Annotated in this window: 12 protein-coding genes and 1 pseudogene; 7 read left to right on the top strand and 6 right to left on the bottom strand. The window is 61.5% G+C overall.

Annotation, left to right across the window (positions count from 1 at the left end; genetic code table 11):
- From aroQ to BLR63_RS19445, 3 genes and pseudogenes are all read right to left on the bottom strand, one after another.
- Positions 1-456: a type II 3-dehydroquinate dehydratase gene (gene aroQ / locus BLR63_RS19455; RefSeq protein WP_010563412.1), complete on the bottom strand. Its 456-nt coding sequence runs from the start codon at positions 454-456 to the stop codon at positions 1-3.
- Positions 457-659: 203 nt separating this feature from the next.
- Positions 660-1,175 (bottom strand): annotated as a pseudogene (locus BLR63_RS32435) (methyl-accepting chemotaxis protein); the annotation flags it as partial.
- A gap of 1,499 nt (positions 1,176-2,674) precedes the next feature.
- Positions 2,675-4,345 carry a response regulator gene (locus tag BLR63_RS19445; protein WP_010563414.1) on the bottom strand — a complete coding sequence of 557 codons (1,671 nt, stop codon included), beginning with the start codon at positions 4,343-4,345 and terminating at the stop codon, positions 2,675-2,677.
- A 298-nt stretch (positions 4,346-4,643) separates the two neighbouring features.
- Between BLR63_RS19445 and BLR63_RS19440 the strand changes: the two genes are divergently transcribed.
- From BLR63_RS19440 to speA, 4 genes are all read left to right on the top strand, one after another.
- Entirely contained in the window at positions 4,644-5,711 is a 1,068-nt protein-coding gene (locus BLR63_RS19440; RefSeq protein WP_010563415.1) for a DUF2333 family protein, read from the top strand.
- Positions 5,712-5,713: 2 nt separating this feature from the next.
- Entirely contained in the window at positions 5,714-6,250 is a 537-nt protein-coding gene (locus tag BLR63_RS19435; protein WP_010563416.1) for an NUDIX hydrolase, read from the top strand.
- 220 nt (positions 6,251-6,470) lie between these two features.
- On the top strand, positions 6,471-6,842 hold the full coding sequence (locus tag BLR63_RS19430; protein WP_010563417.1) for a translation initiation factor Sui1: 372 nt from the start codon (positions 6,471-6,473) through the stop codon (positions 6,840-6,842).
- 143 nt (positions 6,843-6,985) lie between these two features.
- Complete coding sequence (gene speA / locus BLR63_RS19425) at positions 6,986-8,899, top strand: arginine decarboxylase (RefSeq protein WP_010563418.1); 1,914 nt, start codon at positions 6,986-6,988, stop codon at positions 8,897-8,899.
- A 71-nt stretch (positions 8,900-8,970) separates the two neighbouring features.
- Here the strand turns inward: speA and BLR63_RS19420 are convergent, their stop codons facing one another.
- The 3 genes from BLR63_RS19420 to BLR63_RS31295 all read right to left on the bottom strand — a co-directional run bounded on the left by BLR63_RS19420 (position 8,971) and on the right by BLR63_RS31295 (position 11,200).
- Entirely contained in the window at positions 8,971-9,360 is a 390-nt protein-coding gene (locus tag BLR63_RS19420; protein WP_010563419.1) for a hypothetical protein, read from the bottom strand.
- A gap of 116 nt (positions 9,361-9,476) precedes the next feature.
- Positions 9,477-10,838, bottom strand: a complete 1,362-nt coding sequence (locus BLR63_RS19415; protein ID WP_010563420.1) for an MATE family efflux transporter — start codon at positions 10,836-10,838, stop codon at positions 9,477-9,479.
- Positions 10,835-11,200 (bottom strand): hypothetical protein, encoded by a 366-nt coding sequence (locus BLR63_RS31295; RefSeq protein WP_130926030.1) that lies wholly within the window; start codon positions 11,198-11,200, stop codon positions 10,835-10,837. Before BLR63_RS31295 ends, BLR63_RS19415 begins: the two co-directional genes overlap by 4 nt.
- Positions 11,201-11,215: 15 nt before the next feature.
- Here BLR63_RS31295 and BLR63_RS19410 point away from each other — a divergent pair, with 15 nt between their 5' ends.
- The 3 genes from BLR63_RS19410 (at position 11,216) to BLR63_RS19400 (ending at position 14,711) form a co-directional block, all read left to right on the top strand.
- A complete protein-coding gene (locus BLR63_RS19410; RefSeq protein WP_010563421.1) occupies positions 11,216-11,734 on the top strand; it encodes an Hcp family type VI secretion system effector in 519 nt (172 codons plus the stop codon).
- A gap of 80 nt (positions 11,735-11,814) precedes the next feature.
- Complete coding sequence (locus BLR63_RS19405) at positions 11,815-13,893, top strand: type VI secretion system Vgr family protein (RefSeq protein ID WP_083365965.1); 2,079 nt, start codon at positions 11,815-11,817, stop codon at positions 13,891-13,893.
- Positions 13,878-14,711 (top strand): DUF4123 domain-containing protein, encoded by an 834-nt coding sequence (locus BLR63_RS19400; RefSeq protein ID WP_010568081.1) that lies wholly within the window; start codon positions 13,878-13,880, stop codon positions 14,709-14,711. Before BLR63_RS19405 ends, BLR63_RS19400 begins: the two co-directional genes overlap by 16 nt.
- Position 14,712: the final 1 nt, after the last annotated feature.

Here is a 14,712-nt window from a genome sequence, read left to right as displayed (position 1 = left end):
TCAGGGGCGCTTGGCCTGTTCTTCAAGCTGTTCCAGGGCGGCCTCCAGGGCCAGTCGGTAACCGCTGGCGCCAAGGCCGCAGATCACTCCTACCGCTACGTCGGAGAAGTAAGAGTGATGGCGGAAAGGTTCGCGTTTGTGCACGTTGGACAAATGCACTTCGATGAATGGGATGCTCACCGCCAGCAGCGCGTCACGTAATGCAACACTTGTGTGCGTAAAAGCGGCGGGATTGATCAGGATAAAGTCCACGCCTTCGCCGCGCGCGGCATGGATGCGATCAATCAATTCGTACTCGGCATTGCTTTGCAGGTAGAGCAAATGGTGGCCGGCTTCACGAGCCCGTCGCTCCAGATCGAGGTTGATCTGTTCCAGGGTCACTGCCCCGTAGACGCCCGGTTCGCGGGTGCCGAGCAGGTTCAGGTTGGGTCCGTGAAGAACCAGTAAGGTCGCCATCGGCTGTTCCTTGTTTTTGATGTGGGTACGGCAGAACCCGGCGACTATGCCGCAAAGCCTTTATGACTGTCCAGTTCTATGCAGTAGGCGGCACGATTAGCGAGGATTGCGCGAAATTTGTGACTGAGAGTCTGAATCCAGTCATTGGCAACACCGTCTCGAGATCGATGCAGGCCAGCGCCTACCGTTGATCTTCGTGGGGGTCAGACGCGGAAGGCCTGCACGGCGGTGTTGAGTTGCCCGCCCAGTACCAGCAGATGCTCGCCCTGGCTGCGGCCCTGGCCGATACGCAGCAGGTTGTCCTCGCCCAACCGGTGGATGCGCTCGCTGTTGTCGCGAATTTCACTGACGGCGCCGCTTTGCTGCGCGGTCACATCGGCGATGCGCACGGCGGTGTCGGAAATGGTCTGGATCGCGCCGACGATTTCATCCAGCGCGCCGTCGGCCGCTTGTGCTTGCTGGGCGGTGGCTTCGGCGTGTTCGACCTGGGCGCGCATGCCTTCCACCGATTGGTGGGCGGCGCTTTGCAGGCCGGCGATCAGGCCCTGGATTTCGGCGGTGGCGCCGGCGGTGCGCTGGGCCAGGGAGCGTACTTCGTCGGCGACCACGGCAAAGCCACGCCCGGCTTCACCGGCGCGGGCGGCTTCAATCGCCGCGTTGAGCGCCAGCAGGTTGGTCTGGTCGGCAATCGCGCGGATCACCGTCAACACGCCGCCAATGGTGGCGGATTCTTCGGCGAGTTTTTCGATCATCTGCGCATTTTGCTGCACTTCACCCACCAGCGCGTACAGCCCGGTCAGGCTCAGGCCGATCACCCGCTGACCTTGCTCCACCGCCTGGCCGGCACTGCGACTGGCCCCGGCGGCCTGGCTGGCATCGCCGGCCACTTGCTGGATGGTCGCTTCCAGTTCACCCAGGGAGTCGCGAATCTGTGCGGTATCCCCGGCCTGACGTTCGGCGCCGTCGTGCAGGCCGCTGCTCAGTTCGGCCAGGGCACGGCTGCTGCCGGCCACTTCTTCGGCATTGCCGCGAATGGTGCCCACCAGGTCCACCAGATAGGCGCGCAAACGGTTGAGGGACGCTTCGATGTCGCGCAGTTCGCGGTTGGTCTTGCCCAGGGCGATCGACTGGCTGAAGTCGCCTTCGGCCCAGGTCGACAAGGCCGGCGCCAGATTGGTCAGCACCCGTGCCAGGCGGCGCTGGAGCGTGTCGATCAGCAGGGCGATCAGCAGGATCAGGCCGATCATCACCCCTTGCATCAGGCGCACTTCGCCCTGGATTTTGCCGTGCTGGGCACGCACTACCGGCTCGAGGCTGGCGATCGCCTGTTGCACGGCGGCGATTTTCAGGTGGGTGCTCGCGGCCAGGTCGGCGCGTTGCTGGATCTGTTCGCGGGTGCGCTTGAGTTCGGCAGGGTAGCGGGTGAGCAGGGTGTTGAGTTCGCGCTTGAGGTCGACGCCGGTGTCCTGGGCTTCGGTTTTTTCGGTGTTTTCCAGGCCCATCAGTGCGGAAAAGTCGTCGGCGCCGGACTCGGCGCTGGTCTTCACGCCGAGCAATGGCAGTTGCTCCAACTGATCGGCCTGGCTGCGGATATTGCTGACTTCGCGCTCGACATCGTCGGCCAGTTCCGCGCGCCCGCTGCTCACCAGCTTGTCGCGGGCCAGGGACAACTTGCCCAGGTGCTGGGACGCTGCCAGCAGCGGCGGCAGGTAGCGCGCCGCTTGCGCGGAGTTGACGCCGATGGCGTATTGGCTCAGTTGCTCCAGGTTCGCGCCCAGTTCACGCTCGGCTTGCAGCAACAGCGCTTGCGGGTCGCCCGCCAGCTTGCCGGCCGCGAGCAGTTCGGTTTTGCTGAAGGTATCCAGGTCCGTCAGGCTGGGACGCAGGTTACGGGCCAGATCGGCGGGCAATTCGTCCAGGTGCTGCAACAGGCTTTCCAGGCTCTGGCTGGCGCTGCTCAAGCGCAGTGCATCGCCGCTGGCCAGGTAGTCGTCGATATTGCGTGCTGCCTGATTCTGGAAGGTCTGCGACAGGCCCAGGTAGCGCTCCATCAGCAAGTAAGGCTGCTCCAGCGCGCGTTGCGACCACCAGAGCGTGGCCCCAAGGGCCAGGCAGACGGCCACCAGCAGGAGGGTATTGAGATTGGTCAGCAGCTTCAGGCGCATGCGGAATTTCAACCGACAGCAAAGGGTAAGTGCCTGAAGTTATTGCGTTTGCGTTACAAAGTTATGACGGAATCAGTGGAATCCGGTGAAAAGATGGCACTTTGCTTTGACGTGCGCGCGGCTTGCACGCGATTGCGTCCGGCATCCTTGGCGCGGTACAGCGCTTCGTCGGCTTCGGCGGCCATCATCAGGCTGTCGGACTCGTCGCACAGCTCCGCCACGCCGGCGCTGAAGGTGCACCACAAGTCCTCGGGCTGGGCCGGGTAGTGAATTTCGGCAAAGCGCCCGCGAATTTCGTCCAGCACGCGGCAGGCCGATTCCAAGTCGGTGTCGGGCATCACAATCGCGAATTCTTCACCGCCGTAGCGCCCGATGTAGTCGGTCTTGCGCAAGCGCTGCTTGAGAAACAGCGCCAGGCTCTTGATCACCCGGTCGCCCATGGGGTGGCCGTGGCTGTCGTTGACCCGCTTGAAGTGGTCGATATCGAGCATGGCAAAGCTCAGCGGCTTGTTTTCGCGACGTGAGCGAAAGCTGCAGTCTTCGAGCAATTGCAGGATATGGGTGTGGTTGTACAGCCCGGTCAGGCTGTCGCGCACCATCCGCGCCTTGAGGTTGCGCGCGCGGGCCGCGCGGTTGCGCACGGTGGTGATCAGGTGGCGCGGCTTGATCGGCTTGGTGAGGAAGTCGTCGCCGCCTTCGCTCATGGCGTCCAGTTGTTTATCCAGGTCGTCTTCGGCCGACAGGTAGATGATCGGCACGCTGACGTAGCGATCATTGTGGCGAATCACCTTGGCCAGTTCAGTGCCGGTACAGGCTGGCATGTACATGTCGAGGATGATCAGGTCGGGCTGGAAATCCGCCAGCTCGGCCATGGCCTGGATCGGTTCGATCAAGGTCCGGGTGATGATGCCGGCGCTGTTGAGCAGCCGCTCGGTATGCAGCGCCTGGGCCCGCGAGTCGTCGATGATCAACACTTTGTAGGGATCGTACTGCGCGACGCAGGTCAGCACTTCGATCTTTTCCAACAGGCTGGACGCTTCCAGCGTACCGGTGAGGAATTCCTGGCCGCCGGCGCGCACGGCGGCGAGTCGAGTGGGGGTGTCGGTTTCGTGCAGGCTGAAAAACAGCAACGGCAGTCGTTGCTCCAGGCCGTCCTGGGCTTCTGCGGCGAGCATGAGGCCAAGGCCGGTGCCGCAGAAATCCACGTCCATCACAATCGCCGACGGCAGGCGCTCGGCCATGCATGCACGAAACGCCTCGACGCTGGCCAGAGGCTGGGCGCTCATGCCAAAGAACTCCAACTGCTTGGCCAGCCGTTCGGCGCGTTCGTAATCGTCGAGCATCACGTAGATCGGCTTGCGCATCGGCGGCAGGAAGGTTTGTTCCAGCTGATCGCCCTGGCGCAGGCCGGTGCGGGACAGGCGCTGCATCAAGCGGTTGAGTTCGGTGATCAGATGGCTGCTCAGGCGGCCGCGATTATCGTCCACCGCCTTGAGGGATTCGCCGATGTGCTGCGCCAACTGGCTGTGTTCGGGCTGTTCGAAGCGCTCGGCAAAGCGCAGCAGGCGCACGTTGGCTTCGCTGAGCTCGGAAAGGTCGGTGCTGGACCATTCGCTGCGTTGCAGGCGCTGCCAGATCTCAAGAATTTGACGTGCCTGATGAATTACCCGCTGGGCAAAGTGCTGCTTGAGGCGCTCACGGCTGGGGTCTTCTGGCTCGGTCATATCCTGACTACTAGTGAGGGAGCATGCTGAGGTCGACTGGTGGCTGTATGCTAGCACCTCTTTTCCATAGGGGGAGTGTCATATATCAATTAACTGTCCAGAGCGGGTATTCAGTTATTGACCCATTGGTCGCGCAGCGGAAAAACTGTGCATCCCTTATAGTCGAACCTCCCGGCTGCGCCGCTTTGATGAAAAGCACCGCGTCGGCGGGCACGATGGGGTAGGGTTGTGGTCGGAGTGCTTGAACGCACGCCGTCAATTGAAGTGCATGAACTCAAGTGATTGAAAGGATATCGCCATGCTGGACTGGAAAAACCGTGCAGGCAGTGCCAAAGGCCCCGCGCCCGAGCCCAAGTCGGCCAACCGCGGCTATTTTCGTACATTACTGAAGAGCCGAGCCTTGCTCAGCGTGATTGGCCTGTACCTGTTGGTCACTGGTGCCCTGGGCTGGTACTGGAGCGAAGAGCCGGCGCTGTTCCCGGTCCAGCAGAACGCCCAGCTTGCCGCCGAGAAGGAAGGCAAGCCGATGGTGGTGGGCTACACCACCGTGGAAACCCTCAAGACCGTGGCCGGCACCTTGCTGAACAAGCCCGGTGGCTATATTTCCAACGACCGTTTCCCGCCAGGCCTGTGGATGGACAACATGCCGAGCTGGGAATACGGCGTGCTGGTGCAGGTGCGCGACCTGACCCGCGCCCTGCGTAAAGACTTCGCCCGTTCCCAGTCGCAGTCGGCGGAAGACTCGGACCTGGCCAAGGCCGAGCCGCGTTTCAACTTCGACAACAAGAGCTGGGTGCTGCCTTCCAGTGAGTCGGAGTACCAGGAAGGTATCAACTCCCTGAGCCGCTATGAGGCCCGCCTGTCCGACCCGAACCAGCGCGGCGCCTTGTTCTATGCGCGCGCCGATAACCTCAACAACTGGCTGGGCGATGTCGCCACGCGCCTGGGTTCGTTGTCGCAACGTCTGTCGGCCAGCGTTGGCCGGGTCAAGCTGAACACCTCACTGAAAACCGAAGCGCTGGCGCCGGGTGAAGTGCCGCAGCTCGACGAAGAAGTGGTGGAAACCCCATGGATGCAGATCGACAACGTGTTCTATGAAGCCCGTGGCCAGGCCTGGGCCTTGTCCCATCTGCTGCGCGCCATCGAAGTCGATTTTGCCGACGTGCTGGCCAAGAAGAACGCCACCGTCAGCGTGCGCCAGATCATTCGTGAGCTGGAGGCGTCCCAGGAGCCGGTGTGGAGCCCGATGATCCTCAACGGCAGCGGCTTTGGCATATTGGCCAACCACTCGTTGGTGATGGCCAACTACATTTCCCGGGCCAACGCGGCGGTGATCGATTTGCGTCAACTGCTCAACCAGGGTTGATGATGGACACCCCTCAAAAGGAGGCCGCGCACCGTGCAGCCTCTGATGCGGAACTGATCTGCTGGGTGGACGAGCAGGACAATCTGCTCGGCCACCTGGTCAGGTCCGACCTGCGCCAGCGCGGCCTTATCGGCCGCTGCACGTTTATCTTCCTGTTCAATTCGGCGGGTTTGCTGTGTGTGCATCGGCGCACACTGAGCAAAGCCTTGTACCCCGGTTTCTGGGACACGGCGGCCGGTGGAATGGTCGCGGCCGGTGAGTCCTATGCACTGTCGGCGGCCCGCGAGCTGGAAGAGGAACTGGGTGTCGACGGTGTGGAACTGACCGAACATGACCACTTCTACTTTGAGGATGGCAACAGCCGGCTGTGGTGCAGATCCTATTCCGCCATCTGGGATGGACCGCTGCGGCTGCAGCCCGAAGAAGTCATGGAAGCGCGCTTTTTACCGATTGAACAGGTGCTGCAGGAGGCCGGACAAAAGCCTTACTGTCCGGACGCCCAAGAGGGCTTGCGGCGCTATCTGGCCTTGCGTCGCTAAAGTTGCATGAATTGGCGCTATTTGGCTCTTAGCAAGTGAGCTTTTTGTCGTTACACTGCGCGACTTTTCACCCGAACCACCCGTGTTCCACCCCGTGATTCCTGTGGGAACCATGACATTGTTGGTTCGGTAGCGCTGCCCCTGCCTGAGTGGGGCTTCGCGGTCGGTCATTCCCCTTTGCGGGTGCCGATCAGTCTTTGTCCTCCCAAGAGGATTGCCGGTGGCCAAAAAAGCCGCATCCTTCGCCGCCCTTGGTGGCCTGGTATTTTCCACCGACGCAGGTCGACACTGCCCGGACTGTCGTCAGCCCGTGGATTCGTGTACCTGCAAACAGACCCTGATCCCCGAAGGCGACGGCATTGCCCGCGTGCGCCGCGAGAGCAAAGGCCGTGGCGGCAAGACGGTGACCACCATCACCGGCGTGCCCCTGGCCGAAGACGCCCTGAAGGAGCTCGCCACCGCGCTGAAAAAACGCTGTGGCACCGGTGGCGCGTTGAAAGACGGCGTCATCGAGATCCAGGGCGATCACGTCGAGTTGCTGTTGGCCGAGCTGATCAAGCGCGGTTACAAGGCCAAGAAGTCCGGCGGCTGAAAGCCTCTTCCCAACCTGTGTCTAAACTCTGTCCTGCGAGTGGGGTCTACCTCCCTTACAGGCAAATCGTCATTTTCATTCTTTAGACTGCGCCTGCCTCGAACGAGGGGTGGCGCTTTCGCCTTCATTTATAGGGGACTTCGATGTCCGTACGACGCACACGCAAAGACGATGGCAGCCAATGGACAGTTGCGGACAGCCGCAGTGTTTACGGGATTCGCCATTGGGGGGCCGGGTATTTCGCGATCAATGATGCCGGTCGCGTTGAAGTCCGTCCGAACGGCCCGAGCAGCACACCTGTCGACCTTTACGAACAAGTGGATGCGCTGCGCAAAAGCGGCCTGTCCCTGCCGCTGCTGGTGCGTTTTCCCGACATCCTGCAAGACCGCGTGCGTCAATTGACCGGTGCCTTCGACGCCAACATCGAGCGCCTGGAATACCAGAGCAAGTACACCGCGCTGTACCCGATCAAGGTGAACCAGCAGGAGGCGGTGATCGAAAACATCATCGCCACCCAGGACGTGTCCATCGGCCTGGAAGCCGGCTCCAAGCCTGAGCTGCTGGCCGTGCTGGCCCTGGCGCCGAAGGGCGGCACCATCGTCTGCAACGGTTACAAGGACCGTGAGTTCATCCGTCTGGCGCTGATGGGCCAGAAGCTCGGCCACAACGTGTTTATCGTGATCGAGAAAGAGTCCGAAGTCGGGCTGGTGATCCAAGAGGCCGCCAGCCTCAAGGTCAAGCCTCAGGTCGGCCTGCGGGTGCGCTTGTCGTCCCTGGCGTCGAGCAAGTGGGCGGACACCGGTGGCGAGAAGTCCAAGTTCGGCCTGTCGGCGGCGCAATTGCTGTCGGTGGTCGAGCGCTTCCGTGCGGCCGGCCTGGACCAGGGCATCCGCCTGTTGCACTTCCATATGGGCTCGCAGATCGCCAACCTGGCCGACTACCAGCACGGGTTCAAGGAAGCCATTCGTTACTACGGCGAACTGCGCAACCTCGGCCTCCCGGTGGACCACATCGACGTGGGCGGTGGCCTGGGCGTGGATTACGACGGCACCCACTCGCGTAATGCCAGCTCTATCAACTACGACATGGACGACTACGCCGGCGTCGTCGTGGGCATGCTCAAGGAATTCTGCGACGCGCAGAGCCTGCCGCATCCGCACATCTTCTCCGAAAGCGGCCGCTCCCTGACCGCCCACCACGCCATGCTGGTGGTGCAGGTGACCGACGTCGAGAAGCACAACGACGAAATGCCGCAGATCGAAAACAAGGACAGCCTGCCGGAAACCGTGCAATGGCTGGTGGACCTGCTGGGCCCGACCGACATCGAGATGGTCACCGAAACCTACTGGCGCGCCACCCACTACATGAGCGACGTGGCCACCCAGTACGCCGACGGCAAGCTGACCCTGGCAGAAAAAGCCCTGGCCGAACAATGCTACTTCGCCGTGTGCCGCCGCCTGCACAACTCGCTCAAGGCCCGCCAGCGCTCGCACCGCCAGGTGCTGGACGAACTCAACGACAAGCTGGCTGACAAGTACATCTGCAACTTCTCGGTGTTCCAGAGCCTGCCGGATACCTGGGCGATAGGCCAGGTGCTGCCGATCCTGCCCCTGCATCGCCTCGACGAAGAGCCGCTGCGCCGCGCGGTGTTGCAGGATCTGACCTGCGACTCCGACGGCAAGATCAAGCAATACGTCGACGAGCAGAGCATCGAGACCAGCCTGCCGGTACATGCATTGAACGAAGGCGAAGATTATCTGCTGGGGATCTTCCTGGTGGGCGCCTATCAGGAAATTCTCGGCGACATGCACAACCTGTTCGGCGATACCGACTCGGTGAACATCTACCAGCGTGAAGACGGATCGGTGTTCAGCGCCGGTATCGAGACCCACGACACCATCGAAGACATGCTGCGCTATGTGCACTTGTCGCCGGAGGAGTTGATGACGCATTACCGCGACAAGTGCGCGAGCGCGAAGATCAGTGCCAGTGAGCGTACCCAGTTTCTGGATGCGTTGCGGTTGGGGCTGACGCGTTCGTCTTACCTGTCTTCCTGAGTTTTTCGCCGATCTTCTCGGAGGGCCGCTGCCAGTGCAGTGGCCCTTTTTTACGTCTGTGGTTGTTGGTTTTACTGAACAATCAGGCAAAGGTCTTGTTGGCAGTTTTTCGTTTTTCCGATTGCCGTGACGTACTTCAAGCTGTTTTCTTTGTCGGCGGGTGTTATTGACACGGGGTATTGAGACATATCTCGTTCGAGGGTCTGCTTAGGGGCGAGCGTTTCTTTGAGCCCTTTCTGAACCACAAATACATTGACCGCGCTGTTGTTCCTGATCTCAACGTTCTTCAGGGCCGGGACGGGTTCTGCACTCGGAGCCTGTACCGGGTCCACCGTGATTTGGCCGTCGGGCGAGAGGTCCGGTGGGCCGCCATCAGAGCCGGTAGCGTCCAGCGCCAACGTAGCTTGCGCCCACAGGGCAATCAGTAGGATGACAACTCCTTTGCTTGCTTTCAGGTTCATGGGGCAACTTCCCTGGTTGTTTGGGCCACGGTAGCGGAGGTGGTTAATCTCCTGCTGTTCGTAGCCTATTCAACGCCTGTCCCCTCTGTTTGTAACCTGTGAGAACTAACAGGTGCTTATGTGCGCTCGATGGGCGCTGCGTCATTGAGCCAGCGGTCCTGCTTATTCAAACGCCAGGCGATCGCCCATAGCGTCAGGCTGCGCAGGGCCATGAACAGCAGGAAGCTGATCCACAGGCCGTGGTTGCCGTAGCCCTGCAACAGCCAGGCGAATGGCAGCAGGATCAGCACGGTCAGCAGCATGCCATTGCGCATCTCCCGCGCGCGCGTGGCGCCGATGAACAGTCCGTCCAGCAAGTAGCTCCACACCGCGATCAACGGCAGAACCGCCAGGTACGGCAGGTAGAGGTCGGCGGTTTCGCGCACGCTGGGGATATCGGTCTGCATGGCGATAAACAGGTGGCCGGCGAAGGTGAAGAGCAGGGCGAAACCGACGCTGGCAATCAGCGACCAACCGCAGGCGACCACCAATGAACGGCGCAACGCCTGACGGTCGTGTGCGCCAATGGCATGGCCGCACAGGGCTTCGACCGCATGGGCCAGGCCGTCCAGGGCATGGGCGGTCAGCAGCAGGCCGTTGAGCAGCAGCGCGTTGGCCGCCACGGTGGCGTCGCCCAGGCGTGCGCCCTGCACCGTGATCATGAAAAACACCGATTGCAGCGCCAGGCTGCGGATGAAAATGTCGCGGTTCACCGCCAGCAATGGGCGCCAGCTTTGCCACACCCTCAGCGCAGCCCAAGCGATATGCCCAGGGTAGGCGCGCAGGGCTTTTTGCGTGAGCGCCAGGCCAAGGAGGGCACCGGTCCATTCTGCGATCACCGAGGCACGGGCAGAGCCGACCACGCCCCAGTCCAGTCCGAGGACGAACCATAAGTTCAGGGCGATGTTGACCAGATTGGTGGTCAGCAGGATCGCCAGCGGTGCGCGGGCGTTCTGTGTGCCGAGGAACCAGCCGACCAGAGCGTAGCTGGCCAAGGCGGCGGGCAGGCCGAACAGGCGGGTGTGGAAGAATTCGCGGGTCAGTTGATTCAGTTCGGGAGAGGGTTGCATCCACGCCAGCGCCAGGTTGCTCAGCGGTATGCCCACCGTGCCGAGCAACATCGCCAGCCCCAGGGCCAGCAGCAAACCCTGCAACAGAATCTGTCGCAACGCCGCCCCATCGTTACGCCCGGCGGCCTGGGCTGCGAAGCCCGTGGAACCCATGCGCAAAAAGCCCATGGCCCAGGCCAGGAAGGTATACAGGCTGGCCCCGACCGCCACCGCACCCAGTTGGTGGGCATGGGGCAGGTGGCCGATGACCATGCTGTCGACCAGGGCCACCAGCGGTACCGAGATGTTCGACAGAATCATCGGCGCGGCCAGTGCCCAGACGCGGAGATGGGTGGGTCGGTGGCGCCAGTCGGTGAGAAGGGTGGTCATTTTGGCTCCTTTTGGGAGCCGCATTGTAACCGGCTGTCAGGGGCAAACTGGACCCATGTAGAGCCCATTTGCGCGATCCCCCAGATGGCAAAAAGTTGCACAGTAAAAAGCTGAAAAACCACCCCTAAATCCTCTGTATCCCTTGATTTACAAGGGCTGCAGCCAAGTGCGCAAGAAGTTGCACAGCACTGTGCAACTTCTTGCGCACTTTTCCCCCTTTTTTCGCTGAAAAAAGCTGTTTTCCCCGCCTGAGTTTCGATAACTAATTGTTTTATATGGCAATTATTCTTATTGGCACGCTGTTTGATATGAAGACTCTCCCCAACGGGCAATTTCGCCCCTTGGGCACCTTCATTTTTCAAGCAAGGAGCACCTCCATGGCAACCCCCGCTTACATGTCCATCACCGGCACCAAACAAGGCCTGATCACCGCCGGGGCCTTCACCGCCGACTCAGTGGGCAACACCTATCAGGAAGGCCACGAAGACCAAGTCATGGTCCAGGGCTTCAGTCACGAAGTGATCATCCCGCGTGATCCGCAGTCCGGCCAACCCACCGGTCAGCGCGTGCACAAGCCCGTCAAGATCACCAAGGTCTTCGACAAATCCTCGCCGCTGTTGCTGGCGGCCCTGACCTCCGGCGAACGCCTGAGCGAAATCACCATCCAGTGGTACCGCACCTCGGCGGCCGGCACCCAGGAGCACTACTTCACCACCAAGCTCGAGGACGCAATCATCGTCGATATCAAGGACCACATGCACAACTGCCAGGACCCGGCGAACGCGCACTTCACCCACTTGGAGGACGTCGCGTTCACCTACCGCAAAATCACCTGGACCCACGAAGTGTCCGGCACTTCGGGCTCCGATGACTGGCGCGCGCCGGTCGTTGCCTAAGCCTGGCTGACCCCTGCGGGACATCGGCCAGCCGCACTGGCCGATGTTGTTTTTTCGCTGCATGACAGAAGGAAAAAGGGATGTTCGCACCAGCCAACCAGACCCACTTCCGCCTCATCCTCAAGGGGCTGAAATACGAGCTTAAAGTCCTTTCCCTCACGGGGCGCGAAGCCATCAGCCAACCCTTCGCGTTCGACATTGAACTGGTCAGCGAACACCCGTCGTTCGACCTCGAGGCACTGTTGCACAAGCCCGCGTTTTTGCAGCTGGCACCGGACGGCCGCGGCGTTCATGGCCAACTTCATCGCGTGGCCCAGGGCGACGCCGGCAAGCGCCTGAGCCGCTATTCGGTGACCCTGCGCCCGCAACTGGCGTACCTCGCGCACCGCTTCAACCAGCGCATCTTCCAGAACCTCAATGTGCCCAGCATCATTGCCCAGGTTCTCGAAGAACATGGCATCCAGAGCACGGCCTACACCTTTCACCTGGGCACGACGTATCCCACACGGGATTACTGCGTTCAATACGACGAATCCGACCTGCATTTCATCCAGCGCCTGTGCGAAGAAGAAGGTATTCACTACCACTTCCAGCACAGCGCCACCGCCCACACCGTGGTGTTCGGCGACGACCAGACGGTGTTCCCCAGACTCGCCCCCGTGGCCTACCAGCAAGACGCCGGCCTGGTGGCCAGCGAGCCGGTGGTCAAGCGCTTCGACCTGCGCCTGGAAACCCGCACCAGCCGGACCACCCGCCGCGACTACAACTTTGAAATCCCCCGCGTCACCCTCGAAGGCGACGAGCGTAGCGACGCCCTGCCCGACCTCGAAGACTACGACTACCCCGGCCGTTTCCACGACAGCCAACGCGGCAGGCACCTGGCCAAACGCGCCCTCGAACGCCACCGCAGCGACTACCAGCTCGCCGAAGGCAAAAGCGATCAACCGCTGCTGCTCAGCGGCCACTTCCTGCCCCTGACCCACCACCCCAAAGCCCGCTGGAACGACCTGTGGCTGCTCACCGAAGTCCTCCACGAAGGCAAACAGCCCCAAGTCCTCGAAGAATCCATCACCAGCGACACCACCGACAATAAGGACGATTTCCACCAGGGCTACCGCAACCGTTTTCTCGCCACGCCGTGGGACGTGTTCTATCGCCCACCGCTGAACCATCCCAAACCACGCATCCTCGGCAGCCAAAGTGCCGTGGTCACCGGCCCCGAAGGCGAAGAAATCCACTGCGACGAACACGGCCGCGTCAAAGTGCAATTCCACTGGGACCGCGAAGGACGGGGCGACGACAAAAGCAGTTGCTGGCTGCGTGTTTCCAGCAGTTGGGCCGGCGCCCGCTACGGCGGCATCGCCATCCCCCGCGTCGGCATGGAAGTGCTGGTGACCTTCCTTGAAGGCGACCCCGACCAACCGCTGATCAGCGGCTGCCTGTACCACAAAACAAACCCCGCCCCCTACCCACTGCCGGCGAACAAAACCCGCACCGTGTTCAAAACCATGAGTTCACCCGGCGGCAGCGGCTTCAACGAACTGCGCATCGAAGACAAAAAAGGCGCGGAACAAATCTTCCTGCACGCCCAGCGCGATTGGGACGAAAACATCGAACACGACCAGAAAATCCGCGTCGGCAACGAACGCCACGACACCGTCGAGAAGAACGCCTACAGCGAATTCAAGGCCGAGGAACACCACACCGTCCATGCCGACCGCAAAGTCCAGGCGCGGGCAGACGACCACCTCACGGTGGCGATGGATCAGCACGTCAAGATCGGCGCGGGGCAGTTCGTCGAAGCGGGCCGGGAGATACACCTGAGCAGCGGGCTGAAGGCGGTGCTGGAAGCGGGTATAGAACTGACGCTCAAGGCCGGCGGGAGCTTTATCAAAATCGATCCCAGCGGCGTGTGGATCAGCGGCCCGGCGACGAATCTGAATTCCGGGGGCAACCCTGGCAGCGGCACGGCGGCGGCGCCGTTGTTGCCGGGACTGTTGAAGGCCGCGGATGCGGATAAGGCCGGCCAGCTATTGGTGCCCGCCATGCTCAATCCATTTGTACGAAAAAGCACCCAAGGGATTGCCCTTGTCCCCATTTGTGGCAAGCAAGCCAATGGTGTTTGCACACGGGAGGTCTGCCCATGTCTACGTGGCTGAATACATTTCTCAACCAGCCGAGCGCTGCGGAACCGTGGTCAACCATCGGCAGTCGCTCGCTGTATTGCATCATCGACACGGTGCGCCAACCCCGCGCCCTGGAGCAGCTCTACCAACAGGACGGTATCAGCGGCATCGATCGACTCTTTCGAAATACCCCCTTCGTTGAAATGAGCGATGTCAGCCCGCTCTGGCTGCCTTTGAAACCAGGAAGCCCGGTGGCAGCCAAAGCCGTCGAGCTATGCCTGAACAACCGCTCCGGTCTCCTTCTCAGTTGCAGCGCCACGCCAGAAGCTGCCTTCTCGCACGCTCAACGCCTGTTACGAATGAACTGTCGTCAGCAGGGTGAGGCGTTGGCCAGGTACTACGACCCGGCCTTTTGGGCTGCATTGGCGTTGACCACCTCTGCGCACAGGCTTTATGGCCCTTGGGACAGCGTTTTCACACCCCCCGCGCACCCCAGTGACCGAGCCTGGCGGATCTGGGCGCAGCCAGCGCAAACCGATGAATATTCAGCGGCGCATGACCAGCCGTTGCTGCTGGACGACAGCACGTTGACTGCCGCCGAAGGCACACGATGGTGGTACTGGGTACGCGCGCGCGAGGCTGAGTCAGCCCAGACGCTACGAGATGAACAGCTGCCGACAGTGTTCGATAACTTCGGCCTGCTCATAGAAAAGGGCATTGATGAAGGGCGCCACCTCGAACGTCTGCTGCCCCTTCTGAGCCAGTGCGCGTGGCGAGAACGTCCCGAAATCATGAGTGTGCTGAGCAGCAACCTGCCGCCCTTCGAAAAAGTACAGCGGTTGGAGGTTTGAA

It is taken from the genome of Pseudomonas extremaustralis (genome assembly GCF_900102035.1).
Lineage (GTDB): Bacteria > Pseudomonadota > Gammaproteobacteria > Pseudomonadales > Pseudomonadaceae > Aquipseudomonas > Aquipseudomonas extremaustralis.
Note: the sequence above shows the minus strand (reverse complement) of the source record. Positions and strands in the feature narration are given on the sequence as shown.